This window comes from Nonomuraea gerenzanensis (assembly GCF_020215645.1).
GTDB lineage: Bacteria > Actinomycetota > Actinomycetes > Streptosporangiales > Streptosporangiaceae > Nonomuraea > Nonomuraea gerenzanensis.
Genome location: NZ_CP084058.1, coordinates 8,435,852 through 8,461,681, shown reverse-complemented (window position 1 = coordinate 8,461,681; position 25,830 = coordinate 8,435,852). Strand labels below are relative to the sequence as shown.

Sequence of the window (25,830 nt, the reverse complement as noted above, 5' to 3'; positions counted from 1 at the left end):
ATGATGCGCCGGGGGTCCGAGCGCGCAGGAGGCGTACGAGCACTACGACGGCTGGAGCAACGGCAATGGCGTGTTCGAGCCGGTGGACCGGCTCCGCTGGGCGGCCAGGGGGTAGGGTGCCGCCGCCTTCACCTCTCGGCGGCACCCTGTTGCGTGAAGCCTGAATCGATCAGCGGAGCTGTCCGCCCGTCAGTCGCCCACGTCTTCCGGGTTCTCCTCGACGTTGTCCTCCGCGCCGTTCCACGGGTCCACGTTGATCTCGTCCTCGCCGTGGTCGGCCGTGTCCTCCTCGGGCGTGGGGTCGAGCGCCGCGAGCTCGGCGGCGACCTTCTCCCATCGGGCGTCCGGATCCAGGGAGGCGTACTGGGCCACCAGAGGATCAGGACGGGCGGAGGCGAGCGTCGCGGCCAGAGCAGTCTCGTCCTTGGACTGCAGCGCGAGTTGGGCAGGGGTCTCCTCCCCGGGGACGACGCCCTTGGCCTCCCCTCGGCCGATCACCCCGCGATCGTAGGGAAGGATCGCCTGGGCGGCGATCGGAGCCCATGTTCCGTCCGCCTCATGCGCGATCGGAATGAGGTAGGTGTGACCGGCCTCGACCCGCGGCGCACCCTCGACGACGAGCTCCGTCCGGGTCTCACCGGTGAACTGCCATCCCACCACGTTGAGCGGGAAGCTCGTCGGTGGCGCCGGCGTCCAGCCGTCGGCCGACGTCCGGGACCAGAAGGTCTTGTTCACCGTCAGGCGTACGCTCCGCCCGATGTAGCCTTCTCCGGCGGCGATGTCCTCTTCGTCCGGCGTGTCCCCGGTCTCTTGCGAGGCTGTGGCCGCCACCACATGGTCGGCGTACCCCGCCCAGTCCGCGAGCCTGCTGTACGGCAGGCGGGGCGACCCATGGGCGACGATCAGGTCGGCCACGTCGCTGTCGTCCGCGGCGACACCGGCTCCGGCGGCGGAGGCGAGGGGGCCGGCGGTGGGGAGGTCGCCGGTGGCGGCGGAGGCCACCCCGATCGTCCCGGCCAGTGCGAGCAGGAGTACACCGGCCGTGACACTTGTACGAGTTCTCATTCGATGCCCCCGGGCTCAGTAGGTCTTGTTGATCATCTTGCGGTTGTGGCCGCCGAGCGTGTCCACTCCCGTCAGGGGAGGGGTTCGCATGCATCCCAACCGGCTGTCCGTGTTGCTGACCCGGGGGTAGGCGTTGTTGCCGTGGGTGAGGCCGACCGCGTGCCCGGTCTCGTGACAGGCGTATATCTTGCCGGGAGTGGCTGACTTGTACAGGACGAGGTGCTGGTCGCACTTCACTTCGTCGACCGCGTCGTTGCACCAGGTGAGCCCGTAGATACCGGCCGGCCACCTCTTCGGCTTCTTGTAAATGATGTCTGTTTCCGCAGGGCCCGAATAGACCGGTTTCTTGACGAACTTGACCTTCAGGTCCGTCGTACGGTCGAAGTCCTTCTTGAGAACGGCCTTGATCCGGACCCATCCGTCAGGTGCGATTGTCGGGCTGTGCCAGACCGTGAGAGTGCTGTTGTCGGTCTGGCAGTACAGCCGCACACCGTCGCGGCACTTCCACGGAGTGTTCTTCGTGGGAAACATGTTGTCGAAATCCCCTGGCGTACAGTCGGCAGGGGAGTCGAAGCACATCGACGGAGGGTCCTGTGCGTCGGCGAGCGCCGTGGATGCCGAGCCGGCACCGGTGATTCCCAGTGCCACCAGGCACAAGGTCCCCACCACCGGCGCCCAGCGGGCACCCTTGAATATTCTCGCGTCGCTGTCGGTCATTCATTTCCTTCCGGGCTACATCGCCGTGCCGTCGCCGGCGACTCGGGAAACGATCTCCCGGGATTCAAGGGATCGAATCTGTCGGGTGACTGGCCGGAAAAAATCAACCACTTACGCTGGGTTGTCACGGCGAGTGTCGCGTGGATTATCCGGAAGGACCGGCGTCGGCCGGTGAGCCGGCCGCCCTCGTCGAGGCCGAGCCTGGCCAGCTCCGCTCGCGAGGCCACGCCCAGCTTCGGATAAGCCTTGTACAGGTGGTAGCCGATCGTGCGCGCACTCAGGAAGAGCTGGGCCGCGATGTCCCTGTTGCTCAGGCCCGTGCCGCCATGCGGATGATCTGCAGCTCCTGCGGGGTGAGCCGGTCCAGCACGCCCTCGGACGGACGCCCCTCGCCGGTCTGCCGCTCCCCCGCCGCGCGCGGCTCCGCGCGGGCCCGGTCGGCCCAGGAACGTGAGCCGAGCCGTTCGAAGATGACCAGGGTCGAGCGCAACTGCTGGCGCGCGTCGACACGCCGGTGCAGCCACTAGCCGTACAGAAGCTCCGTGCGAGCCCGCTCGAACGGCCGGCCACCCCGCTGGTGCAGGTGCAGTGCCTGCTCGTAGTACCGTTCGGCGTCCTCGTCGGAGGCCCCCAGCGCGTTGCAGCGCAGCGCCACCGCCCCGGCCCAGGGCGACGGGGTCTGCGCCGCCCATATCTGCACCCGTTCGGAAGCGGCGGCGGCGAAGGTGGTGCGGCCGGCTCGCAGCGTGGCCTCCACCAGGTCCGGCGTGCGGTGCATGACCATGACGGTACGGGTGGCGGGCCCGAACGCGCCGAACTCCTCGGCTCTGCGCACAGCGGTCTCGGGCCGGCCCAGCGACAGGTCGAGCGGGTTCAGCGAAGACGCAGCACATGCCGCCAGTGGCGGCGTCGTGCACGTCGGCGATCTGTTCGGCGAATTTCAGGCACCGCTCCTCGTCGCCCTCGATCGCGGCCGGATGCGTCAGGACGCCGATGCGCAGCCCTTCCTCGGCGCTGGCCAGCGCCTCGCGGTGCGGGTCGAGGAACAGCTGCGAGCGGGCCACCAGGGCCAGCGCCAGCGGCAGGAGCCCGATCGCGCCTTGCGCCCGGCGTTGGCGCTCGATGGCCACGGCTCTGTCATAGGCATCGTGTCATCGCCGATCACCGGGTCCCAGATGGCGAGCTGGGCGGTTCCTGCAGCTTCACCGGGCTCGGACCGGTCACGCAGGCCCTCGATCATCTCGCGCAGCCAGGCCAGGCCGCCCATGCCGGTCAGCACTCGGGTCATCGGCTTGAGCTGCCCGCCTTTCGTGCCGATCCCGGCTTTCCCGCGCAGCACCAGCGATTCCGCTCTTCCCGGCCCGGGCAGTGGCGAGCAGCCGATCGATCGCCGACTGCTCCTTGATCCGCCCCATGAGCATGAGCATCCCCAGGCGCCCGGCGTTGCCCGGCCACGCTGCCGGCACCGTCCGTTCTTTGCTCTTGTCACGATGAGATGCCGGCCGGTCAGGGCCTCGATGCCTGGCCTGATCCGCCGGTCACCGGCACGGATCCGTGCACAACGCCTTCCCCCAGGGGCCCGTCCGTGGCGGAGCCGACATCGGGCGGTTCACTCATCAGCGAAGAGGCACGACCCCGTGTGCGAATCTGTCAAACGACCAGTCAGCTCGCGTTCACTTCTCGCCGGCGACGACGTTCCATTCGATGCCGTGCCAGGCGAGACCTTCCAGGAATGCGGCCGGGTCGAACGCCTGCGCCGGGCTGAGCACCCCGGCCTTGGCCTCCCCCGCGGCCAGGCGGCGCGCTGCCTCGACGGTGAACACCGCGGCGCTGCCGTAGATGTCGGTGGCGTGCGCCATGCCGGTGGCACGCCGGCCGTCCACGCCGACGGCCTCGGCCACGATGGTGAAGTCGGCGACGGCACGGCGTTCCTCAGAGGGGCCCTCGGGCAACTGGCCGATGACGGCGTCCCACTGGTCGGCGGGCAGCCGCATGAGGGAGATCAGCTCTGGAGTGAACACGGCCGCGTCGGTGATGATCTCGACGCGCCGGGCTCGCACGTGGCGGAGTACGGTCACGATCTCCGCGCCCGGCCACCGCGCGGTCATCCTCTCCGTGCTGTGGCCGGGTAAAGTGAACGACGTGCGCCTGACGGCCAGGCCCTCGGCGGGCCGCCACTGGTCGTCCTCGTAGGCGAGGTCGCCGTCCAGCAGCACCTGCAGCGACGAGCGGATGGTGCCCTGGGTCATGTCGAAGTCGTTGGTCTGGTAGGCGATCGTCAGCTCTTCGAGCGGCTCGACCCGCGCCCCCGCGAGATGCGCGATCATGTCGCCCAGCAGGATGTCGAAGCCCACCGCCGGAACGACTCTCACCCCGGCCTGCTCCGCCTGCTCGGTGTAGGTGTCGAAGACGCGCCGCAGGAAGGGCTGCTCGGCGTAGGTGTCGACGTTGTGGACGCCGGTCGTGATGGCCGCCCGCACGACCGGGTCGCCGACACGGGAGAACGGCCCGGCACAGCCGATGACCACATCGCAGCCGTCGAACGCGCGGGCCAGCGCCGGAGTGTCGTTCACGTCGGCCACTCTGACCTCGGCTCCTTCGGCGACCTCCCGCAGCCGGGACGCGTCCCTGCCGGAGACCACCACGTCGAGCCCTCTGCGGTGCGCTTCAGCCGTCACCCGTCTCCCGGTATGACCGGGGGTCCCGGTAGCAATGAAGAAATTTTCAACGAAGTAGCACCTGATCTGCGGTAACGGTGGAGTTGACCTTCTGTGGCGGGCTGGTGATCACTGCCGCTACGGTCGTTCCGGTTTTGTCCGGTACGGCACGTGGAGCGGTGCATTGTCAGAGAAGATGTTCTCCGAGGAGCAGTTGGCGCAGCTGCGCTCGTTCCCGGAGATCAGCGCGGATGAGTTGATCCGGTATTTCACGCCGACGTCGGCTGACGTGGCGTTCGTGAGTCCCAGCGGGCGGGGCCCTGTCGACCGGCTGGGCATGCTGGTCCAGCTCTGCACGCTGCCCTAGCTGGGGTTCGTGCCCGACGACGTGGGCTCGGCTCCGTCGGCGGCCGTGGCCCGGGTCGCGGAGCGGCTGAGCGTGGCGCCGGCGGCGCTGCGGTTGTACGGCAAGCGCGAGCAGACCCGCTCGGACCACATGGGCCAGGTGGCCAAGTATCTGGACTGGCAGAGCGCCCCGGCGGGCAGCCAGGCGATGAAGGAGCTGGAGCAGTTTCTGCTGGACCGGGCGATGGAACACGACTCGCCCACGCTGCTGTTCAACCTGGCGCGCGAGTACCTGATGGCCGCCAAGGTGATCCGGCCCGGCGCGCTCATCTTGGCCAAGATGGTCGGCACCGCCCGCAGGGCGGCCTCCGATCTGACCTCGCAGCTGGTGGGACACCTGCTGACGAAGGAGCTCCGCGCCGACCTGGAACGGATGCTGGTGGTGGATGCGGGGTTGGGGATGACCCAGCTGGAGTGGCTGGTCAGCCCGGCTCGGGACGCCTCGGCGACGTCGGTCAAGACCGCGATCGACAAGCTGACCTGGTTACGCGCGATCGACGCGCACCAGATGGACGTCTCGGTGCTGCCGAACGAGCGCCGCCGGTTCCTGGCCCAGGTCGCGCGCCGCTCGACCAACCAGGGACTGGAGCGGCGCAAGGAACGCAAGTTCCCGATCCTGCTGGCGTTCGTCGCCCAGGCCGCCGTCGACCAACTCGATGAGGTGGTGGCCCTGTTCGACCAGGCCGTCAGCGCGCGGGAGTCGCGGGCGAAGTCCAAGACGGATGAGGCCCTGGTCGAGCGGGCCAAGAAGGGCGAGGCCCGGCAACTGGTGATGGAGCTGATCCTGCCGGTGTTGGCTGACCCGTCGATCCCCGACGATGAGGTGGGCGGGATGCTGCGCGAGCGGATCGGCATGCAGCGGCTGCGGGAGATCACCTCTGATGCGTGGAAGCCGCTGCCCCGCGACCACGGCCGGCTGTCGGAGCTGGAGTCCTCCTACACCTACCTGCGCCAGTTCACCCCGAACGTGCTGGCGGCGATCGACTTCCAGGGCGGGCCGGGCACGGGCGAGCTGATGGAGGCGGTGGCCATCTTGAAGGAGATGAACCGGCTCGGCGGCCGGAAGGTGCCCGCGGGGGCGCCGGTCGGCTTCGTGCCCGCCAAGTACGCCGACTACCTGGCCAGGGCCCGCAAGTCCGGGGAGGACACCGCCTACCGGCACTTCTGGGAGCTGTACGTGATCTTGTCCCTGCGGGACGGGCTGCGCAGCGGGGACGTGTTCGTGCCGCGCTCGCGCCGCTACGCCGACCCGGCCACCTACCTGTACACGCCCGAGCAGTGGGCGCCTCGGCGCGCCGAGTACTGCCGGCTGGTGGGCAAGCCGCCGAATGCGGCCCAGGCGTTGGAGCAGGGCAAGGAGGAACTGCACACGGCCCTGCAGGAGCTGGAGAAGACGCTGGTCCAAGCGCTGCCGGATGATACCGGCAGGGTCCGGCTGGATGAGGACGAGCATTTGGTGGTGCCGCCGCTGCCGGCCGAGGACGTGCCGGCCGAGGCCAAGGCGCTGAAGGACGAGCTGGCCGGGATGCTGCCGTTCGCGCCGATCGCCTCGCTGCTGATCGAGCTGGACGCGCGCACGCACTTCCTGGACTGCTTCACCCACGCCGGCGGGCGCAAGCTGAGCACCTCGACCGAGACCAAGCGCAACATTCTGGCGGTGCTCATCGCGATGTCCACGAACCTGGGCCTGGCCCGGATGTCGGAGGCCTGCGGGGTGTCCTACGACGTGCTGGCCTGGACGATGGAGTGGTATGTGCGGGAGGAGACGCTGCGCGAGGCCAACACGGTCATCGTCGACCACCATTACGGCCTGGAGCTGGCCAAGGTGTTCGGCGGCGGCACCATGAGCTCCTCCGACGGCCAGCGCTTCCCCGTCCGGGGCAAGACCGTGACCGGTCGGACTGGACGACTTCCTGGGCAACGCGACCGATCTTCCGATCGCCGAGCATGCGACCGATACGCACGGCGCCACGTTGATCAACTTTGCGTTGTTCGACCTCGTCGGCAAGGCGCTGACCCCGCGGTTGCGGGATCTGACCCGGGTCACCTTGGTACGGGATGAGACCCCGACCGAGATCGCCAAGCGCTACCCGCATGCCGGGCCGCTGCTGGGCGCGCGCTGGAACGAGGATCTGGTGGCCGGCTGCTGGCCGGACCTGCTGCGGATGGCCGGCTCGCTGAAGTACGGCCAGGCCACCGCCTCGCTGATCGTCGGCAAGTGGTCGGCCGCCTCCCGGCAGAACACCCTGGCCGCCGCGCTGAAGGAGTGGGGCATGCTACGCAGGACCGTCCACCTGGCCAAATACCTGTCGGACCCAGCCTTCAGGAGGAAGATCTCGCGGCAATTGAACAAGGGGGAGAGCCTGCACGCGCTGCGCCGGGACCTGCACTACGCGCAGCAGGGCACCATCACCCGGCCGCATTTGGAGCAGCAGACCGAGCAGGCGTGGTGCCTGACCCTGCTGACCAATTCAGTGGTCGCGTGGACGACCGAATATTATTCCAGGGCGGTGTTGGAGCTGCGTTCGCAGGGCCGGGAGGTGAGTGATGAGATCTTGTCGCACATCTCGCCCGGGCACAGCGACAATATCAATTTCTTCGGCGTGATCAATGTGGACGTCGAGGCGGAGCTGGCCAAGCTCGACACCAGCGGCTGGCGGCCGCTGCGGCCCGCACAGCTGCGTGAGCTGGGGCTGATGCCCTGACGGTATCGGCGCCGCGCTCCCTGCAGACAGGTGGCGCAGGTGGTTGATGACAGGGGTGGCCCGTGCAGGGCGCGGTCCCCCCGCCGTGGCCACGGCCCGTTTGGGTGAGCGCGACGATGACTTGGAGTAATGCCGTAGGCGGCCGTCATGGTCTCGGCGTCGAAGGCGACGGTGTACCCGCTCCGGGTGACGCCGGGCATGAGCGCGGCCAGATCCGCCATGCGCGGGCTGATGCAGGTCGACCTCGATACGGAGCGGCTGCGGCACCGAGGCCGGCGGGCTGCTGGCGTGCAAGCGTATCGCCTGGCTTGCGTCGCGCTGCAGACGCTCGTGCGCTTCTTCGGGGGTGCATGCCGTAGGCCGCATGCTGCAAGGCCTGCGAGGTGCCGCCGGTGTGGTGGCACCTCGCACGGCGCTGCCTGGAGCTGGGTGAGGATGTCATGCCGGTGTATGCCTCGCCGTGGACGGCGGAGTCGCATCGGGTGCCGACGTCGGCAAGGGTGGGCTACGCGCCGGGCAAGGCGCGCAGCTGGCGTGGGGAGAAGGGATCTGTGACACTGCGGTGGTGCCGGAGAGCACCACCGCAGTGAAGTTCGCGAGTGTCGATCTTGCTGTTACTTGCTGGGGGTGCCGTTGACCAGCGGCAGCGAGATAGACGTGTCGGCCAAGTCGACGGTGACCTTGGTCCCGGTGCCGGGTTCGACGTTGCTGCTCTCGTCGAGGTTGAGGTCGTCGTTGGTTCCGGTCAGTATCAGGCCCAGCCGGTGACCGGCCTGGAACTCGTAGTCCAGCGGCAGCATCTTCCAGGTGATCTGGTAGGCCTTGCCGGGCGTCAGTGGTGCCTGGCGGCTCAGCGACTCGTGGTTCTGCGCGTCCAGGATTCCCCGGGTGACCACGTGGAAGTCGGAAGTCGCCTTGTTGTCGCCGGCCTTGAGGTAGCAGCCGTCGTCATCGGCTGTGCTCTGGCCGACGCAGTCTTCGCCGCCGATGAACTTCAGGCCTTCTGCGGACGTCGCGCTGCGTTCGCGGTAGTCGATGCGGGTGTCGGTGCCGTAGTCGACGAGTACGACACCCAGGTTGGCGGTCGGCTCGTTCAGGGTGACCCGCAGGCTCACCGACGGCGTCCCGGACAGCCGCATCGCCTTCTTTAACGGCGGGCTCAGGAAGGGCAGCCGGTTGGGGTTGGCGGTGTCGGGGTTGTCGGCCATCGCGATCTCGGTCTGGGCGGTGTCGAGGTAGCTGCCGGTACCGGTCGAGGGTTTGCGGCCCAGGGAACCGTCCTGGTGCGGCCGCAGGGTCGTCGTCCGCGCCGCGGGTGCGGGCCAGTCGGCCTGGGTGATCCAGCGGTCCGGACCGAGCTGCACGTCGACGCGCGGTCGGCGCATGATGTCGTTGGAGACGCCCATGAGTTCGTGGTCGAACCACTGGTGCAGGGTGTCGACCCACACGTCGCGGCGGGCCCAGAACGGGTCGAGATGCCCGTACTGCGTCACCCACGCCTTGCGCTGCACGTCGCGGGGCAGCCTGCCCCACCAGGTGGAGAACTGGTCGGCCATCACGTTCCGGTCCTGCATCCCCATCACCGAAAAGACGCTGGCGCGCACGTTGCGCGCTTTCGAGATCGGACCGGTCCGGTAGTCGAGCTCCTGCCAGTAGGCGTTGTCGTTGCCGGTGGCGTCGTCAGAGCCCTCGGTCATGCGCCGGCGCACCGCCGCGCACTTCTCGTCCGGATCCTCGTCAATCCGTGCGGCCATCCAGGCCTGCCCGTCCTTGATATCGGTGAGGGTGCCGTTCGCGCGCCACATGTCGTACCAGCTGCTTGGCCCCGCGATCGGCACGATCGTCTCCAGCCCCCGCACCCCGGTGCCGGCGACCGCCATGGCGAGGGCACCCTCATAGGAGTGGCCGATCATCCCGGTACGCCCGGTGGTCCAGGATGCCTTGACCGCAGCGCCCTTGGCGTCGTAGGCGGCCGCGCGGCCGTTGAGCCAGTCGACGACCGCCTTGCCGCCCACCACGTCGGACGGACCGCCGCTTGCCGGGCAGCCGTCCGACAAGCGGGTGCCGGTCATGTCGACGGACACCAACGCGTACCCGCGCGGCACGAAGTAGTTGTCGTAGAACATCGGAAACTTCGTCAGGTTCCCGTCCGCGCCGTACTTCTTCTTTTCGACCTCGAAGCCGACACCCGGTTCACCGAAGTACGGGCTCTGGTGCATGATCACCGGAACCTTGAGCCCGGGACCGGACTCCTTCGGCCGGATGATGTCCACCCGGATCAGATCCTTCTTACCGTCGCCGTCACTGTCGACCGTCGACGGCACCCGGACGTGCTCACGGATGGCGTCCTTGTAGGAGAAAACGGGCTGCGTGCGCCCGCCGGAGACTTTGATGTTCGGTTTCGCCGTCGCGGACGCGGCGGGAGCAGCGGCGACTACGAGCGGAATCGCGAGTGCGACCACGGCGAGGAACCCTCGCCGTTTCAAACTGGACATGTGCCCTCCTTTGGGCTGGTGACAGCTCTCGATGAAGCGCCGCAGTACGGGGGTCCGGCGAGAACCTCGGGACAAGCCCGTCAAGCGGCGTCGAGGACATCGGTGATCTTGGGCGCCGTGTCCGCCAGAGTGAGGCTGGGCTGGGCCTGGCGGGTGCGAGCGGCCGCTTCGACGGCGACGAGCCCGGCCCCGGGCGGGGGCGGCCCTGGCTGATCGGGACCGGCCCCCTCGAGCATGAGTATCTGTGCGCTCCACGCACGGCGAAGCGCACACGCTCATGACCCGGTGACTGACCAGGAAGAGGCCGCTGGTATGGATCCGAAAGCCGACGGCGGCGCCGTGGGCTGCCAGAGTGCCCCTGGCTCAGAAGGCCGGAGTGGGCCCGACCTACGCGGTGGAAACCGGGGGTGCGATTTCAGAGTTCAGTGAAGGGGAGTCTGGTCCGCGATGTCGATGCCGGCCGAGCGCAGGCGCGCTTCGATCAACGCGGTCAGCCTGGTCCAGCCCGGCTTCTGCTCGTGTCCGTGGTGGGTGAGCAGGCTGTACCGGCTCGCACTGTCGGTGCGGTCCTGGAGTCCGGCCGGGATGGGCAGCAGTGCGGGATGGGCGAGGAAGTGGTCGGCGATGGCCGTGGCGAGCTCGTCGATGCGCGGGTCGTTCGCCTCCCACTCGGCGGCACACCACATGCGCTCGATCAAGGACATGTACCGAGGGTCGTCGAGGGCGCGCTCGATCCGGGAGATGTAGTCATCAAAACCCTCCGGCACCAGGGCTTTGATCAACACCAAGCCCTCCCGGGCCATCGTCACGTCAGCCGGGGTCAAGCCGAGATCGGCGGCCCTGTCCAGGAGGGCGAGAGCCCGATCGGGCAGCAGCGCCCGGTCGCCGGTGGCGAGCCGGCGCAGCGTCTCACGCCGCGCGATCAGATCGTCGATCCGGTCGGTGAGGCGCCGTTCGGCGTCGAGGAGTGCGGTGGCGAACCGGTCGGGATCGGCGTCGAGGATCGCCCCGATCTCGGCCAGCGGCACGCCGGCGCCGGCCAGTGTCCGGATCTGGACCAGCCGCAGCAGGTCGGCCGATTCGTAGCGCCGATAGCCGGAGCTGTCGCGCGCGGGTTCGTCGATCAGCCTGTGCCGGTGGTAGTGCCGGATGGCCTTCACCGTGACGTCGGCGAATGCCGCCGCCTGGCCGATCGTGACGCCGTCCGTCATCTGCTCTGCCGGCCCCGTGATCGTGGGGCGCCGGTGAGTTCGCGAACCGCGTCCGCGATCGCGCGGAAGTCCTTGCGCACGATCTTGCTGTGGTTGCTGGCGACCTTCGCACTCACCTTGATGTTCGGGTTGCGGGCGAGCACCGGGGTGAGGGTGGCGCGCGCGCTTTCCATTTCATCATGGCCGCCCCCGAGGTTGGCACCCGTGGCGACCACGTACCGGACCGGGACCGTCACACCGTCCAGGATCGGGCCGAGGGCGGCGCTGATCTCGATGAGCTCGATGTTGCTTTGGGCATGCTGCTCGGCGGACATCTTCGCGGCCATGCCCAGCCGGGCGAGCACCGGCAGCAGCAGGCGCATCCGGCTCCAGAACTGCCGAACCTGTTCCGGGGGTGCGTCGGGGTAGTCGTGCGGGTAGGCGCCGTCCACGGGCACCACGCCTAGGGCGCGGTCCGGATTGCGGGCGGCCCAGTGGACCGCGACCGCCGCGCCGTAGGACCAGCCGACCACAAGCGGCCGGTCCACGCCCCTGGCCGCGAGGACGGTGTCGATGTCACGGACGTGCGTCTCGAACGAAGCGGCTGCGGCCGAACGCTTCGATCGGCCGCGGGCCCGCATGTCGTAGGTGATGTGCCGGTAGTCGCTGCCGAGTTCGGCGATGACCTGCCGCCAGTACGCCTGACTGGCGAACTGGCCATTAAGGTAGATCACGGGGTGGCCGGGCCCGCCGGTGTCGGTCACGGCCAGCGCGGTGTCGTCGATCGGCACCATGCCGGTCCAGGAGGAGTTGATGTTGCTCACCCGTTCAGCGTGCACCCTGACCTAGGGTCAAGGTCAAACCCAGGGCGCAGGCATCGCGCGCATTCGCCGAAGGGGCATGCGGCCAAGTGTCTTGGCTTCGCCTGAACGCAAGGCGGGCAGTCACTCGGGACCGGTGGGCCAATCCCGCATCCCGACTACAACCTTACCCGGGCCTCCTTCACTTGGCGGAGCACGGTGTCGCCCTTCAGATGCCCGTACACCGTCGAGCGCGGCACACCGAACAGGTCAGCGATTTGCTGGACGGTCTTGACTCGCGCGTCGTACAGCTCCTGGGCGAGGGCAGCCTGGTCGGCGGTGAGCTTAGGTCGGCGGCCGCCGACCCGGCCGCGGGCGCGGGCGGAGGCCAGGCCGTCCATCGTGTTGGCGACGATCAGCTCGCGCTGCAGCTCGGCCAGAACCGACAGCATGCCGAACATCGCGCGACCCTCCATCGTGTCGGTGTCGATGCCCTGCTCGATCACATGCAGTCCCACCCCGCGTTCGCGCAGGTCCGCCCCGAGGGTGACCAAGTGCAGGACTGAGTAGCCCTGTGTCAAGCCGCTGTCGGTGGATCTTGGTTGAGGAGGGCCTGAAGGGCTCCATGCTTGGCTGGGTCGTAGGCGGCCCTCTCCTGCCAGCAGTGCCAGATCACATACAGCCAAGCACGGGCCAGGATGCGGGTGGCGTGTGGATGATCCTTGCCGCGGGCGATCGCGGCGTTGTAGAGCTGGGCGGCCCAGGGATTGGCGCGGCGGGAATCGGCAGCGAAGTCGCAGACCGCGTCGCGCAGGTGCTTGTTGACCGCCCAGCGGAAGGCCACGCTCTTGTGCTTGCCTGATTGGCGGGTGGAGGGCGCGACACCGGCCAGGCAGGCCAGCGCAGCCGGATCGGGGAAGCGGGCCCGGCAGTCGCCGATCTCGGCCAGCAGCCGGGCTGCGCGCACGGTGCCGGAGCGTGGCAGCGAGGTGAAGACGTGCGCGTCGGCATGCAGCGCGAGCTGCTCGCTGATCTGCGCCTCCAGCGCCTTGATCTGCTCGGCCAGGCTGGCCAGGACGGTGAGCATGGCGCGGGTGGAGTGTGCGCGGGCCGCACCGTCGTCGCCGCTCGCGCCGCGTGGTGCGTCCTTGAGATGAGCCAGCAGCACGGCGGGGTCCTTGTGGCCGGAGTAGCCGGCGCTTTTGAGCCAGGCCGTCAGGCGGCGTTCGGACAGCCAGTCGGCGCGGTCTTGGCAGTCGAAGCGGGCCAGGAAGGCCAGGCTGATCGGGCTGTCCAGGGCGGCGAACAGGCCGACGGCGCCCGGGAAGGCGGTGGCCAGGTGCGCGCGCAGCTGGTTGCACAGCGCGACGCGGTGGGCGACCAGGTCACGTCGGGCGCGGACGGTGGCCCGCAGCGTGGCGGTGGCCGGGTGGTCAGGCGTGAGGGGACGCAGCCGGGCCCGGTCGGTGCGCAGGGTGTCGGCCAGCACGTAGGAGTCGAACCGGTCGTCTTTGTTGCCGGCCGAACCGTAGCGCTTGCGCAGGTGCTTGATCTGGTTCGGGCTGATCACCACGACGGTCAGACCGGCGGCGAGCAGGGCCTCGGCGACCGGGCCGTCGCCGCGTTCGATGGCGACCTCGTATGCGCCGGTCTCGGCCAGGCGGCGGGTGAGGCTCTTGAGCCCGGTGCCGGTGTGTTCGACGGTGAAGCGGCCGGTCACCTTTCCGGCCGCATCGACCACACAGACCACGTGGTCGGTGCTGGCCCAGTCGAGGCCGGCGGTGACGCCGTTCGGCGCGGTGGCGGGCAGGGACGTGGTGGGGGCATACTGCATGACAGCCTCTCCGCTGCTAGACCCAGTGGGGAGGCACCCTTTGCCGGTGTCGGGACGCGGCAGCCAGTCAGTTCACTGTTCGGCGCTCGGTGGCGCTCAGCCCTGTCGACGGTCGGCACGTCCCGAGCAGCCGCCGGATCCCGCAGAACTCAGTCTGGACCTTTGATCGGTCGAGCGAGCGGGGCGGTGACCCGGCGGCACCTCGGGTGCATCAGCAGTCTCTCAACTACCGACAAGAAGATGGTGCACCAGTGAGCGCGACAGCCGGTCCAGCCGGGTGACCTTCAGCGTGTCGCCCTCGCGCAGCAGCTTGAGGACCAGGTCGAGGCTGGGCCGGGAGTCCTTGGCGCCACTGGCTTTGTCCAGATGGATGTCGTTGCGGTTGACGCCCGCGCGCAGCAGCGCGTCGATCTGGTGGTCGGGGTTCTGGTCGGCGGTACTGATCCGCGCGTAGCCGAAGAGCACTGTCGAAATCTACTCCACGCACCGTTCACCGACATTGATTTTCGACACGAGTTGTCGACAGGATCCACCTGCGGTTCCGCGATCGACTCGGCAAGTGTCGAAAGACGGTCGTTACTCGACACTGAGACGATCAATCTCATAATCACAAAAAGTAGCGGCGATTACGCAGCGCGACTTTGCGGCTGGGTGACGTGGACTCGAGTGGGGCTTAGGACGCTGCCATCGCGTCGCCCTCCACCACGAACCCGAGTCCGGGGTCGCTGAACTCCACCAACCCAGCATCGCGCAGGATGATCCAACGCCGTGATCGAACCGAGACGTCAGTCGGACGACGCTCCGTTATCGCAGGTCAGGTGCTACTTCGTTGGAAATTTCTTCATTGCTACCGGGACCCCTCGAGGTGGCGCAGGTGCGTAGGTGGAGCCCGGTGTGCAGGCGGCGTTACGGCTAAGGCTCAGGGGGATGGGACGAGGGTGGTGAAAGGGGTGCCGGCGTTGAGGTGGTCGATCAAGGAGAGCAGGCCCGTGCGCCCGCCGTTGTCGCGGAGCCAGCGGCTCACCTGGCAGGCCGACTTGGCGTAGGTGCCAGCGTCCTTGCTCGCGGCGCTCAACCATTCGTCCAGAGTCACCGGGAGCGGGCCCGTCGGGGACGTCAGGCAGCGGTCGGCGGACGTCGCGGGGGCGAGGTAGCGGCGGTCGTCGGAGACCACGACCGCGAGGCCCTCGTCGAACCACTGTGGCACCTCCTCACCCGAGGTGAGCCTGGTGTGCAGCTCGACGTGGGACATCTCGTGCGAGGCGATCACCGCGTCGAGGCCCTTCGGGGACAACATCACCGCTCGGTTGAGCACGGCGATGCCGCGCTCCCGGCCGCCGCCGATCCGCTGGTAGCAGCTCTCCGTCGCGCAGGCGAGGAGGGTGGGGGAGCTGGTCCGGGAGCCGTAGAAGGTGGTGATCCGGCGGCGGGCCTCGGTGACCGTCCGCTGGATCTGGGCCTTCTGCGCCTGGGACAGGTCGGCTTCCGTGTGGACGGAGGCTTCCAGCTCCGTCAGGCCGTAGCAGCCGGGGCAGGTGGTCGCGGCCAGGGAGGGGTAGGCCAGGACGACTCCGGCGAGGGCGGCGGTGAGCAGTGCCGTCAGGACGGCGAGGATGCGTGCCCACAGCTTGCGGGGGTTCTTGCGGGCGGAGTGCATCCTGGGGGCCTCCTCGGTGGTGGGGGAGCGGGGGTGAGGACACTCTCTCGTACTTGTGGGGGTGGGCACATCGGCTCAGGGTCTGTCATTCCCTGGGTGGATTGGCATGGGTGGATTGGCCGGGTGGGAGGAGCGGGCGATGACGCCGGGCGCCTGCCAAAACTGTCCCAAAATATCCGCTTATATGGCGTTAAGTCGTGATTAGAGAGCAGGGGGCCACGGACACAACCGTCCCGTCGAAAGGGGATCACTCATGGGAGCCGCAACCCGCCTCCTGGTGGGCGCCGCACTCGCCGTCACCCCGCTGACTCCCGCCGCCGCGACCCCGGCCGCCGCGACCCCGGCCGCCGCGACCCCGGCCGCCGCGACCCCGGCCGCCGCGACCCCGGCCGCCGCGGAGGCCGGGCACCGCTCCCCGACCTGCCACTACGTCAACCAGACGAAGGACACCGCCCCCATCAGGCTCGGCCCGGGCAAGAAACACCGCAAGGCGGCCGACCTTCCCCCGTCCGGCACCCCCATCAAGGCGACCTGCGCCGCCAGAGGCCGCGGCCCCGAGCACTGGGTGCGCATCAAGGCCGGCGACCAGAAGGGCCACTGGATCTGGCGCGACCGCCTCCAGGCCTGGACGGGGGAGTGATCACCGCCCCAGGAAGGCAAGCAGCCGCTCCAGCGGCCACGTGTTGATGACGTCGTCCGTCGTCAGCCAGGCGCGCTGCGCGATCCCCACCCCGAACCGCTGGTTGGCCAGGTGCGGGATCGCGTGCGAGTCGCTGTCGATCGAGAACTTCACCCCGTGATGCCTGGCCAGCCGCACCAGGTCGGACGGCAGGTCGGACCGGTCCGGGAAGGAGTCGATCTCCATGGCCGTGCCGGTGCGGGCGGCGGCGCGGAAGACGGCGTCCCAATCGGCGTCCACGGGCTCGCGCTTGCCGATCTTGCGGGTGGTGGGGTGGCCGATGATGTCGACGTACGGGTTCTCGCAGGCGGTGATGAAGCGGCGGGTCATCTCGTCGCGTGACATGCCGAAGTGTGAGTGCACCGAGGCCACGCACACGTCGAACTCCCGCAGGATCTCGCCGGGCCAGTCGACCGAGCCGTCGGGGGCGATGTTGAGCTCCGTGCCGTGCAGGAGCCGCATGTCGGGATATTTCGCTTGCAGCTCGGCCACCCGGCCCCGCTGTTCGAGGGCCTTGTCCAGGGTCATGCGCTGCATCGCCAGGTCGGGCGCGTGGTCGGTGACCGCGTAGTAGGCGTAGCCGCGGGCATGCCCGGCCGCCACCATATCCTCCAGCGAGGCGATGCCGTCGGTCAGGTCGGTGTGGGTGTGCAGGTCGCCCTTGAGGTCGGTCAGCTCCACCAGGACGGGCAGCTCGCCGGCGAGCGCCGCCTTCACCTCGCCGCCGTCCTCGCGCATCGGCGGCGGTACGTACTGCATGCCGAGCGCGTCGTAGATGTCCTCCTCGGACTCGGCGGCGATCACCCGCTCGCCCTCGAACAGCCCGTACTCGGACAGCTTCCAGCCCTTCTTGACCGCCATCTCCCTGATGGCGACGTTGTGCTCCTTGGAGCCGGTGAAGTACTGCATGGCCGCGCCCCACGAGCCGGCCGGCACCACGCGCAGGTCCACCTGGATGCCGGACGTCGTGCGGATCGAGGTCTTCTTGTCGCCGGCGGCGATGACCTCGGCGACGTACGGCTGGGCGCGGAAGCCCTCCATGATGGACTCGGGCGCCACGGCGAGGATGTCGATGTCGCCGATCGTGTCGCGCATCCGGCGCAGCGAGCCCGCGTAGGCGATGCGCTCGGCCTTCAGCGAGCCCATCACCTGCTCGGCCAGGGACATCGCGACCCCGATGTGCACCCGGCGGCCCGACTGCTCCAGCTGCTCGATGCCCTTGAGCAGGTTGGCCAGGGTCTTCGGGCCCAGGCCCTTGACGCCGTCGAGCCGGCCGGAGGTGATCGCCTCGCCCAGCGCCGCGGTGGAGTCGATGCCGTAGTCCTCGAACAGCATGATCGCTGTCTTGGGGCCCAGGGACGGCACCCTGGTCAGCCGCCGCACGCCGTCGGGGACGCGGCCCCGCAGGTCGTCGAGCTGCCGGAAGCTGCCGCGCTGCAGGAACTCCTCCATCTTCTTGGCGATGGCCTCGCCCACGCCGGGCACGGAACGTACGTCGACGACCGAGATGTCCTCGGGGTACCCGGCGATGGCCTTGGCCGCCTTCTGGTAGCTCCGCACCCGGAACGCGTCACCGCCGCAGAGCGCGAACAGCTCCGCGTATTCCTGCAGCGCCGCCGCCGCTTCCTCGTTTGCCCGCATGGTCCATACCTTAGGGGCCGGGACCGACATTCCGGCCTGGCCCCCGTCCCGTCGCCGCCGCCGTACTCCGGCGAGGTCCTCATGAGGAGAGGTTCCATGAGGCGAGGTCCTCATAAGGCGAGGTCCCATGAGGCGAGGTCCTCCTCCGCGGACAACCTCACCGAAACGGCCGCCACCGCATCATCCACATGCCGCTCCTTGGTGGCCCCCACGATCGGCGCGGTGATCTCGGCCCGATGCAGCACCCACGCCAACGCGACCTGCGCCGCGGGCAACCCCCGCTCCGCCGCCACCTGCGCCACCCGGTCGATGATCAGCTTGTCGTTCTCCGGGTCGTACAGATAGTCGATCCGCTCGTCCGAGCCCGTCCTGGCCGTCGCGGTGACGGAGCCGGCCCTGGCCAGCACGCCCCGGGCCAGCGGGTTCCACGGGATCACGCCCACGCCCTGGTCGGCGCAGAGCGGCAACATCTCGCGCTCCTCCTCGCGGTAGAGGAGGTTCTAGCTCTGTATTTCATGCAGGATGTTGTCCATGAGCCCGACAGCATCCCCCATCTCCGTCGTCTCCTACGCTCGCATCTCAGCGGACGGCAGGGGCGACGAACACGGAGTACGCGACCAACACAAGGTCAACGGTGAGACCGCCACGAGGTACGGATGGACGGTCGTCCACGAGTTCACCGACAACGACAAGTCGGCGGCGAAGGCCGACGTCGTGCGCGACGGTTTCGAAGCCATGCTGAAGGCGCTGAAGGCGGGCAAGCTGCCCGACGGTAGGACGGTCTCAGGCGTCGTGGTGCTGGCCGACGATCGGCTGACCCGCCGTCCAGGCGATTACGAACGGTTCGTGGAGGCGTTCACGTACCGGGACGGTCGCGTGTTCGCCGACGCACGGGGCACCAAGGACCTGTACAGCGAGGACGTGGAGAGCATGGGCCTGTTCGGGGCCGTCATCTCCAAGATGGAGGTCCGCAAGATGCAGCGCCGCATGCGCCGCTCACACCGGGCTCGGGCGGAAGAGGGCAGGCCCTCGGGCGGGCCGCGTCCGTTCGGCTGGAAGTCCGACCGGTTGACCCTCGACAAGGTGGAGGCCGATCTTCTGCGGCGGGCGGCTGCCGACTTCCTCACCGGGCGCTCTCTGCACTCGATCGTCATGGAGTGGCAGGGCAAGGGCATCAAGACCTCGCTCGGGAACGACTGGAGCGTGCGGTCCTTGAAGGTGGCGTTGCTGAGCCCTCGTATCTGCGGCTGGCGCGAACTGGATGGGGAACTGGTTCGGGACGCGAGCGGCGAACCTGTGCAAGGCAAATGGGCTCCGATCATCACGGGCGACGAGTGGAACGCGATCCGAGCCGTGTTCGGCGCACGCAGGGGACACTTCATAGGGAGGGACGGGAAGATCGGGAAGCGGCATCCCACCGACTACCGGGACCCCACCTACCTGCTGTCAGGCATCCTGCGCTGCGGCAACACACTGCCAGACGGCAATCTCTGCAACACGCCTCTGAGGGTCAACCGGGGCAAGGACGCGCTCCACCACGTGTACACGTGCCTGAGCAAGGCCGAAGGAGGTTGCGGGGGCGTTTCCAGGCGCGGTGATCTGGTGGACCTCTTCGTCTCCGAGGCGGTCCTGGCGAAGCTCGAAGAGGGCACGCTGGTCGATGCGTCGGACGATGGGGGGTGGGGCAAGGAAGAGCTGTTGAAGGACTCGGTCAGCCGCTTGGAGGAACTGACCAGGCAGTGGCAGGCGAAGGCGATCGGTAACGAACTGTTCTTCTCGCTCGCACCCGGCTTGGAGAAGGAGATCGCCGACTACCGCGCCGAGAAGAGCAAGCGCGACGCCTCTGCCAAGCTCCGGCAGTCACGAACGGTGACCGACTTCGAGAAGATCCGGAAGAGGTGGTACCTGCCCGAGGACGAGGGCGGCCTGCCGATCTCGACCAAGCGGGCCTACATTCGGGAGGCGTTGCACGCCGTGATCATGTATCCGGCAGGCAAAGGAAACAAGAAGTTCGACCCCGACAAGCTCGACCCTATTTGGCGGGAAAACTGATTCAGGACGTCCGAGACGTCTTCCTGCTCAGGAGAGGGGCCACCCCTTACTTTCAGGGGATGGTCCCCTTTCCTTTGTCTGGGAATGGCTGCACACGGCCGGACGTCTATGGACTCTGCTGGACCTCGCCGGACATCTGGTGGCACATCTTCGTTGTCATGGTGTGGAACCTATGACCTGCATGGATCCGTTGTTCTAGTGGTACTACTGGTGCCATAGACGGTCATCGGACATGACCGACGGCAAGGGCAGCGAGGACCGGAACGCGACCCGTGCAGGCATGACAACAAACGGGCAATCCGTACCACGCCATCCGGTATACAAGAAGTCGCGCTAAAAACAGAAAACACTCCAAATAACTCTCGCTGACCTGGACCGTGCTCATGGACGGTGACTTCCCTCCGAGGAGAGGAGTCCCCCTGACACCTTTGTTCGCACAAGCCCAGGAGTGGGGCAAGCGCAAGGCCGCCGAGTCTCCCCGGTGGCAAGCCGACAAGTGGCGGCGCGTCGCCGCCGTCTTCCACATGGAGGTCGTCTCTGACCCGGACACCACCATGTCTCGTGCGGACGGGAGAGACGCCGCATGAACGACCTCCCATCCCTGTCACCCGACATGCTGGCCGCCGTCCAACGCGCGGCCATGCCCGACTTCACCCGCTGGCAGAGCATGGTCTACGCCACGGGCGGCTGCGCCCAACCGGTCCGGCTACACGGTGAGAGGTACACGCTCGACAGCAGGACGGGTGAGGTGCTCGACGTGTACCGGACCGCCGACGAGCCGACCGGCTTCCTGCTCACCGCATGCGGCAACCGGCGCGCGTCCAGATGTCCGGCCTGCTCGGCGGTCTACAAGGACGACACCTACCACCTGATCATCGCTGGCCTCCGTGGTGGCAAGGGCGTTCCGGAGGAGGTCAGTCAGCATCCCCGCGTGTTCGTCACCTTCACCGCGCCGTCTTTCGGTGCCGTTCATGCTCACCGGCAGAATGCCGGCCGCACTCTGCCCTGCCGCCCGCGACGCGACCGCCCTGTCTGCGCGCACGGGCGGCCGGCGGGTTGCGGGCTGCGGCACGACCGTGAGGATCCTCAGGTCGGGCAACCCTTGTGCGTGGACTGTTACGACTACACCGGAGCCGTCCTGTGGAACGCTCACGCGGGGCACTCTGGCGGGAGTTCACCAAGACCATGCCGAGCGTGCTCGCCCGCCTGCTCGGCCTCACCCGGAAGGAACTGCGCCGGACGGTCCGCCTCTCCTATGCCAAGGTCGCCGAGTACCAAGCACGCGGCCTGGTCCACTTCCACGCCGTGATCAGGCTCGACGGGCCGGACGGCCCCACCGACCGGCCGCGGCCCATCGGGAAGTACACCTTCGTGGCAAGCACGTAGTCCTCACGCCGGGGGAAGATCGCCCGCAGCGCGTTGCCGGTCACGACCTCGCTCGCGCCCTCGCTGTAGACGTCGGCGGTGTCGAAGAACGTCACCCCGGCGTCGGCGGCCCTGCGGACGAGGGGCTCCGCCTCGTCCTGTGCCAGCGCCCACTGCTGCGTGGCGGGGTCGCCGTAGCTCATCATGCCCAGGCACAGCCGGGAGACCTTCAAGCCTGAGTTGCCCAGTCGCGTGTACTCCATGGAGCACACCATATGACCAGATATGCACTAGTTACTGGTCGGGTGGACGGGAAGTCAGGCTTGTCCAAAAGCGGAAATGACCTTTACACGGGTGACGCTGATCGGGTCGATTAGAGGAACGTTGCAAAACGGTGGGCGCCCTGGCGACGTGCTCGTTTGAGAAGAACCCGAACGCATACCGGGGGTGAGGTGAAGGACACACTCCGTGGACGCCTGTCCAGGGCGCTCGCCGGGCGCAAGGAGCAGCGTGCCCGGCGGCGGAAGAGCATGCGGGCCAGGCGGGCGAGCCTGCGTGCCGGGCCGAAGGGGCTGCGCGCCAGGCTGAAGGACCTCTCGTCCCCCTCGTGGGTGGGCGGGCTCGGGGTGGCGGCCGGGATCGCCGGCCTGTCGGTGCCGGTCCTGCTCGGGCTGTCGGGGTCGGGGGCGCTCGCCGGGGGCGCCGTGACGCTGCTCGTGCTGGTGGCGCTGCACGTCAGGTTCATCACCGAGACTCCGGTGCGCCGTGCGGGCGCGTGGTGGATCGTGGCCGTGCAGGCGTGGCTGACGTACCTGCCGCTGACCGTGTTCGGCGCCGCGTGGACCCCGGTCTGCGGCCTGCTGGCGGGCGCGCTGCTGGTGATGGCGGGCCGGATCCGCTCGATCGTGCTGGTGCTGCTGGCCCTGGCGTGCGGGCCGGTGGTGCTGGCGTCCCCCGACCGGTCGATGATCGACCCGCTCTGGGCGCTGGCCGCCTCGCTGGTCGGCATGTCGGAGTACGCCCTCGTCACGCTGACCAGACGGGCCAGGCAGCTGGGCGAGGCGCGGACCGAGGTCATGCGCAGGGCCGTCGCGCTGGAGCGCCGCCGCTTCACCCGCGACCTGCACGACCTGGTCGGCCACCGGCTGACGGTGCTGGTGCTGAAGGTGCAGCTCCTGGAGCGGCTGGTCGCAGAAGGGGACGAGAAGGCCCGGACCGAGATCAGCGAGACGCTGGAGCTGCTGCGCAACCTGTCGACCGACGTGCGGGCGGTCGCGCACGGCCTGCGCAGCTCCTCACTGGCGGCCGAGCTGGGCTCGGCGCGGTCGCTGCTGGAGTCGGCGCGGGTGCGCTGCCAGATCAGGGTGTCCTGCCGCGACCTGCCCGGCGACGTGGAGGAGGCGCTCACGCACGCCCTACGCGAGGGCGTCACGAACGTGCTGCGTCACGCGGAGGCCCGCCAGTGCTCGGTGCATCTTTTGGAACGTGACCAGATGGTGCGGCTGACGATCAGGAACGACGGCGTCCGCCCGCCCCGCCGCCCCGGCGACGCGGGCCAGGGCCTGCTGAACCTGGCCGACCGCGTCTCCAGCCTCGGCGGCTGGCTGGAGGCGACCTCCTCCAGGACCGGTCAATTCACCTTCAGCGTGTACGTGCCACGAAAGAAATAATCGTCTACCGGTCAATGATGTGGATCTCACGAATGCGATTTAAATAGCCATGTACGGGTGCTGAAAAATGTGACTAGCCGGATGACGCCCCACGGCGGGAAGCTACTGAGCACACCGCCCTGGAGGTCCCGGCCAGATGGACAAGTACGAGCTCTATTGCCTAGTGGATCCGTGTTTCTACGACACTCTTGAGCACAGCACGGCAGCAGACGCCGACTTTCCCATTCTGCGCAGGTCACTGCCCGCCGGCTGGGCCACGGCGCGCACCGAGACGTGGTGCTACCTGGCTCCGGAGAATGAGCCGCCGCTGCCCTCCCAAGGCTGGAAGATTCACGTTTCCGCCCGCGTCGAGGACGCCGAGAAGGCCATTGCCGCCGTTTGGGAATACTGTTTGCCGCGCGGTATCGCGTTCAAGTTCCTGCGTGGCATGCCGGTGCTCGTGATGGTGAACTCCAAGGCCGCCTCCCGCGCCTCCAGCGGCAAGCTCGTCACCATTTACCCGCGGGACGAGGCGCAGCTGGAGCTGGTGCTCAAAGAGCTCGACGAGCTGCTGCGCGACGTGCGCGGCCCGTACATCCTCAGCGATCTGCGTTACAACGACGGCCCGCTGTTCGTCCGGTACGGCGGCTTCGCCGAGCGCCACTGCCTGACCCCGGCGGGCGAGCGCGTGCTGGCCGTCGCGGACGAGGACGGCACGCTGGTGCCGGACGTGCGGGGCGCCACGTTCTCGGTGCCGCCGTGGACGACGCTGCCCGCGTTCCTGGAGCCGCAGCTCGCCGCCCGCAACTCGGTGACGACGAACGAGCTGCCGTACACCATCGAGAGCGTCCTGCACTTCTCCAACGGCGGCGGCGTCTACCTGGGCCGCGACAAGCGGACCGGCGAGCGCGTGGTGCTCAAGGAGGCCAGGCCGCACGCCGGGCTCGACGCGGCCGGCCGCGACGCGGTGGCCAGGATCGAGCACGAGCGCGACATCCTCGAACGCCTCGCGGGCCTGCCAGCCGCCCCCGCGCTGCTCGGTTACTTCACGCTCGGCGAGCACCACTTCCTCGTCCAGGAGTTCGTGGACGGCACGCCGCTGCAGCGGCGGCTCGTGCACCGCTACCCGCTGACCCGCGCCACCTGCACCGAGCAGGACCTGGCCGAGTACACCGAGTGGGCGGTCGAGACGCTGGAGGAGGTGGCGCGCGCGGTCCGCTCGCTGCACGAGCGCGGCGTCGTCTTCGGCGACCTGCACCCCGACAACATCCTGCTGACCGACGACGGCCGGGTGGCGCTGATCGACTACGAGGTCGCCACGCTCGCCGACGACAGGGCGCGCGCCGCGCTCGCCCACCCCGCCTTCGCCGCCCCGGCCGACCGCCAGGGCGTGGACGTGGACCGGTACGCGCTGGCCTGCCTGCGCCTGGGGCTGTTCGCGCCGCAATGCACGATCATGCTGCCGCTGCATCGGCCGAAGGTGGCCCACCTCGGGGAGATCGTCAAGGAGACGTTCCCCGTGCCGCACCGCGTGATCGACGACGCCGTGGCGACCATCGCCGGCGGCGGGCACGACACCGCGACGGCCGCGGCGATCTGGCCGGAGCCGCACGACATCGACTGGCCCGACCTGCGAGGACGGCTGGCCAAGGCGATCACGGCCGCCGCCACGCCCGGCCGGGACGACCGGCTCTTCCCCGGCGACGTGGCCCAGTTCAGGCCCGGCGGCGGGCTCGACCTCGCGCACGGCGCCGCAGGAGTGCTGTTCGCCCTGCACAGCACCGGCCTCGGGCCCTTCCCCGAGTACGAGCGCTGGCTGCGCGAGCGGGTCCGCCGCCCCGTCCAGGGCTCGGGGCTCGGCCTGTACGACGGGCTGCACGGCATCGCGTACGTGCTCGACCTGCTCGGACACCGGGAGGACGCGCACGACCTCATCGACGTCTGCCTGCGCGAGAGATGGGACAGCCTGGAATCGGCGCTCATCTCCGGCCTGTCGGGCATCGGGCTGAACCTCCTCCATTTCGGGCACACCGACCTCGCCTTGCGCGCGGTGGACATCTGCGCCGGGCGGCTCGACGCCTCCGTGTCCGAGATCAGCGGCGGCACCAACCCGCGCGCCGGGCTCATGCACGGCTCCTCCGGGCCCGCGCTGTTGTTCCTGCACGCCTACGAGCACACCGGCGACCCGGCGCTGCTCGACCTGGCGGCCACCGCGCTCCGGCAGGACCTGCGGCGCTGCCGCCACGCCGAGGACGGCTCGCTGCAGGTCAACCAGGGGTGGCGGCTGCTGCCGTACCTCGACGAGGGGTCCGCGGGGATCGCCCTCGTGCTGGCGCGCTACCTGCGGCACCGGCACGACGAGGCGTTCGCGACGGCGCTGGCCGAGCTGCGGCTCGCCGGTCGCGCGGGCTACTTCGTGCAAGCGGGGCTGTTCACCGGACGCGCCGGGATCATCGCGGCGGGCGCCGGGAACGTGCCCGAACTGGTGAGGGGGCTGCGGTGGCACGCGCTGCCGTACGCCGGGGGCCTGGCTTTCCCCGGCGACCAGCTCCTGCGCCTGTCCATGGATTTCGCGACCGGAACGGCCGGCGTGCTCTTCGCCCTCGGTGTGGTACTGGGCGAAAAACCCTGCCATCTGCCGTTCCTCGGGGCCGCACCCGAGCGGCCTCTCCCCGACGACACCACGGAAGGAGGTGTACGACATGGTACTTCTCGACCTGCAGGGTCTTGAGGCTCCCGCGGCCAGCGACGTGGCCAGCGGCGGCAGCACGCTGACCGTTCTCTCCTGCCACTCTGGCGCGCCCAGCAACCTCAGTGTCGCTCTCTGCCACTGATATGCGCATAAAAGTCCCCGCGCCGTCCACCGACGGCGCGGGGACATGAATGACCGCGGGGACATGAACGACCGCGAGGACATGA

Annotated in this window: 22 protein-coding genes and 3 pseudogenes; 8 read left to right on the top strand and 17 right to left on the bottom strand. The window is 68.8% G+C overall.

What is annotated here, in order from left to right; genetic code table 11:
- Positions 1-189 precede the first annotated feature (189 nt).
- The 7 genes from LCN96_RS39345 to LCN96_RS39315 all read right to left on the bottom strand — a co-directional run bounded on the left by LCN96_RS39345 (position 190) and on the right by LCN96_RS39315 (position 4,496).
- Positions 190-1,065, bottom strand: coding sequence for a hypothetical protein (locus LCN96_RS39345; RefSeq protein ID WP_225267497.1), 876 nt, complete (start codon positions 1,063-1,065; stop codon positions 190-192).
- Positions 1,066-1,080: 15 nt separating this feature from the next.
- A complete protein-coding gene (locus tag LCN96_RS39340; protein ID WP_225267496.1) occupies positions 1,081-1,782 on the bottom strand; it encodes a hypothetical protein in 702 nt (233 codons plus the stop codon).
- Positions 1,779-2,048 (bottom strand): hypothetical protein, encoded by a 270-nt coding sequence (locus LCN96_RS57530; protein WP_225276153.1) that lies wholly within the window; start codon positions 2,046-2,048, stop codon positions 1,779-1,781. Before LCN96_RS57530 ends, LCN96_RS39340 begins: the two co-directional genes overlap by 4 nt.
- 44 nt (positions 2,049-2,092) lie before the next feature.
- Positions 2,093-2,272 carry a hypothetical protein gene (locus tag LCN96_RS39330; protein WP_225276282.1) on the bottom strand — a complete coding sequence of 60 codons (180 nt, stop codon included), beginning with the start codon at positions 2,270-2,272 and terminating at the stop codon, positions 2,093-2,095.
- A gap of 33 nt (positions 2,273-2,305) precedes the next feature.
- On the bottom strand, positions 2,306-2,617 hold the full coding sequence (locus LCN96_RS39325) for a hypothetical protein (RefSeq protein WP_225267495.1): 312 nt from the start codon (positions 2,615-2,617) through the stop codon (positions 2,306-2,308).
- A 147-nt stretch (positions 2,618-2,764) separates the two neighbouring features.
- Complete coding sequence (locus tag LCN96_RS39320; RefSeq protein ID WP_225267494.1) at positions 2,765-3,121, bottom strand: hypothetical protein; 357 nt, start codon at positions 3,119-3,121, stop codon at positions 2,765-2,767.
- 334 nt (positions 3,122-3,455) lie between these two features.
- Entirely contained in the window at positions 3,456-4,496 is a 1,041-nt protein-coding gene (locus tag LCN96_RS39315; protein ID WP_225276152.1) for a saccharopine dehydrogenase family protein, read from the bottom strand.
- 139 nt (positions 4,497-4,635) lie between these two features.
- Between LCN96_RS39315 and LCN96_RS39310 the strand changes: the two are divergent.
- Positions 4,636-6,732 (top strand): annotated as a pseudogene (locus LCN96_RS39310) (DUF4158 domain-containing protein); the annotation flags it as partial.
- Positions 6,733-6,745: 13 nt separating this feature from the next.
- A complete protein-coding gene (locus LCN96_RS56900) occupies positions 6,746-7,549 on the top strand; it encodes a Tn3 family transposase (RefSeq protein WP_318528368.1) in 804 nt (267 codons plus the stop codon).
- Positions 7,550-8,163: 614 nt separating this feature from the next.
- Here the strand turns inward: LCN96_RS56900 and LCN96_RS39305 are convergent.
- The 7 genes from LCN96_RS39305 to LCN96_RS39275 all read right to left on the bottom strand — a co-directional run bounded on the left by LCN96_RS39305 (position 8,164) and on the right by LCN96_RS39275 (position 15,525).
- On the bottom strand, positions 8,164-10,044 hold the full coding sequence (locus LCN96_RS39305) for a CocE/NonD family hydrolase (protein WP_225267493.1): 1,881 nt from the start codon (positions 10,042-10,044) through the stop codon (positions 8,164-8,166).
- Positions 10,045-10,466: 422 nt separating this feature from the next.
- Entirely contained in the window at positions 10,467-11,255 is a 789-nt protein-coding gene (locus LCN96_RS39300) for a MerR family transcriptional regulator (protein WP_225267492.1), read from the bottom strand.
- Positions 11,252-12,058: an alpha/beta fold hydrolase gene (locus LCN96_RS39295; RefSeq protein WP_225267491.1), complete on the bottom strand. Its 807-nt coding sequence runs from the start codon at positions 12,056-12,058 to the stop codon at positions 11,252-11,254. Before LCN96_RS39295 ends, LCN96_RS39300 begins: the two co-directional genes overlap by 4 nt.
- A gap of 155 nt (positions 12,059-12,213) precedes the next feature.
- Positions 12,214-12,588 (bottom strand): recombinase family protein, encoded by a 375-nt coding sequence (locus LCN96_RS39290; RefSeq protein ID WP_225267490.1) that lies wholly within the window; start codon positions 12,586-12,588, stop codon positions 12,214-12,216.
- Positions 12,589-12,611: 23 nt separating this feature from the next.
- Entirely contained in the window at positions 12,612-13,868 is a 1,257-nt protein-coding gene (locus tag LCN96_RS39285) for an IS110 family RNA-guided transposase (RefSeq protein WP_225267489.1), read from the bottom strand.
- 222 nt (positions 13,869-14,090) lie between these two features.
- Positions 14,091-14,333, bottom strand: a complete 243-nt coding sequence (locus tag LCN96_RS39280; RefSeq protein ID WP_225267488.1) for a recombinase family protein — start codon at positions 14,331-14,333, stop codon at positions 14,091-14,093.
- 454 nt (positions 14,334-14,787) lie between these two features.
- Entirely contained in the window at positions 14,788-15,525 is a 738-nt protein-coding gene (locus LCN96_RS39275; protein ID WP_225267487.1) for a hypothetical protein, read from the bottom strand.
- Positions 15,526-15,778: 253 nt separating this feature from the next.
- Here LCN96_RS39275 and LCN96_RS39270 point away from each other — a divergent pair, with 253 nt between their 5' ends.
- The gene (locus tag LCN96_RS39270; protein ID WP_225267486.1) at positions 15,779-16,165 is read left to right on the top strand and encodes a hypothetical protein; all 387 of its coding nucleotides are present in this window, start codon (positions 15,779-15,781) and stop codon (positions 16,163-16,165) included.
- On the opposite strand, the gene polX is transcribed toward LCN96_RS39270, so the two are convergent.
- Complete coding sequence (gene polX / locus LCN96_RS39265) at positions 16,166-17,845, bottom strand: DNA polymerase/3'-5' exonuclease PolX (RefSeq protein ID WP_225267485.1); 1,680 nt, start codon at positions 17,843-17,845, stop codon at positions 16,166-16,168.
- A 110-nt stretch (positions 17,846-17,955) separates the two neighbouring features.
- A pseudogene (locus LCN96_RS39260) lies at positions 17,956-18,330 on the bottom strand (aldo/keto reductase); the annotation flags it as partial.
- A 46-nt stretch (positions 18,331-18,376) separates the two neighbouring features.
- On the opposite strand from LCN96_RS39260, the gene LCN96_RS39255 reads away from it, so the two are divergent.
- Positions 18,377-19,897 (top strand): recombinase family protein, encoded by a 1,521-nt coding sequence (locus tag LCN96_RS39255; RefSeq protein WP_225267483.1) that lies wholly within the window; start codon positions 18,377-18,379, stop codon positions 19,895-19,897.
- A 583-nt stretch (positions 19,898-20,480) separates the two neighbouring features.
- A pseudogene (locus tag LCN96_RS57215) lies at positions 20,481-21,184 on the top strand (replication initiator); the annotation flags it as partial.
- Here LCN96_RS57215 and LCN96_RS39250 read toward each other — a convergent pair.
- Complete coding sequence (locus tag LCN96_RS39250) at positions 21,151-21,525, bottom strand: aldo/keto reductase (protein ID WP_225267482.1); 375 nt, start codon at positions 21,523-21,525, stop codon at positions 21,151-21,153. The pseudogene LCN96_RS57215 and the gene LCN96_RS39250 overlap by 34 nt on opposite strands.
- Before the next feature lie 189 nt (positions 21,526-21,714).
- Between LCN96_RS39250 and LCN96_RS39245 the strand changes: the two genes are divergently transcribed.
- The 3 genes from LCN96_RS39245 (at position 21,715) to LCN96_RS39235 (ending at position 25,745) form a co-directional block, all read left to right on the top strand.
- Entirely contained in the window at positions 21,715-22,932 is a 1,218-nt protein-coding gene (locus LCN96_RS39245) for a sensor histidine kinase (RefSeq protein WP_225267481.1), read from the top strand.
- 136 nt (positions 22,933-23,068) lie between these two features.
- Positions 23,069-25,642, top strand: coding sequence for a class III lanthionine synthetase LanKC (gene lanKC / locus LCN96_RS39240; RefSeq protein ID WP_225267480.1), 2,574 nt, complete (start codon positions 23,069-23,071; stop codon positions 25,640-25,642).
- Positions 25,614-25,745 carry a SapB/AmfS family lanthipeptide gene (locus tag LCN96_RS39235; RefSeq protein WP_148433900.1) on the top strand — a complete coding sequence of 44 codons (132 nt, stop codon included), beginning with the start codon at positions 25,614-25,616 and terminating at the stop codon, positions 25,743-25,745. The genes lanKC and LCN96_RS39235 overlap by 29 nt, the downstream gene beginning before the upstream one ends.
- Positions 25,746-25,830: the final 85 nt, after the last annotated feature.

Bases quoted from the DNA above. Each gene is read 5' to 3' on its own strand.
- LCN96_RS39345 (WP_225267497.1), bottom strand. From the start codon at position 1,065: ATGAGAACTCGTACAAGTGTCACGGCCGGTGTACTCCTGCTCGCACTG.
- LCN96_RS39340 (WP_225267496.1), bottom strand. From the start codon at position 1,782: ATGACCGACAGCGACGCGAGAATATTCAAGGGTGCCCGCTGGGCGCCG.
- LCN96_RS39305 (WP_225267493.1), bottom strand. From the start codon at position 10,044: ATGTCCAGTTTGAAACGGCGAGGGTTCCTCGCCGTGGTCGCACTCGCG.
- LCN96_RS39300 (WP_225267492.1), bottom strand. From the start codon at position 11,255: ATGACGGACGGCGTCACGATCGGCCAGGCGGCGGCATTCGCCGACGTC.
- LCN96_RS39285 (WP_225267489.1), bottom strand. From the start codon at position 13,868: ATGCAGTATGCCCCCACCACGTCCCTGCCCGCCACCGCGCCGAACGGC.
- LCN96_RS39275 (WP_225267487.1), bottom strand. From the start codon at position 15,525: ATGCACTCCGCCCGCAAGAACCCCCGCAAGCTGTGGGCACGCATCCTC.
- LCN96_RS39270 (WP_225267486.1), top strand. From the start codon at position 15,779: ATGGGAGCCGCAACCCGCCTCCTGGTGGGCGCCGCACTCGCCGTCACC.
- polX (WP_225267485.1), bottom strand. From the start codon at position 17,845: ATGCGGGCAAACGAGGAAGCGGCGGCGGCGCTGCAGGAATACGCGGAG.
- LCN96_RS39255 (WP_225267483.1), top strand. From the start codon at position 18,377: ATGAGCCCGACAGCATCCCCCATCTCCGTCGTCTCCTACGCTCGCATC.
- LCN96_RS39250 (WP_225267482.1), bottom strand. From the start codon at position 21,525: ATGGAGTACACGCGACTGGGCAACTCAGGCTTGAAGGTCTCCCGGCTG.
- lanKC (WP_225267480.1), top strand. From the start codon at position 23,069: ATGGACAAGTACGAGCTCTATTGCCTAGTGGATCCGTGTTTCTACGAC.
- LCN96_RS39235 (WP_148433900.1), top strand. From the start codon at position 25,614: ATGGTACTTCTCGACCTGCAGGGTCTTGAGGCTCCCGCGGCCAGCGAC.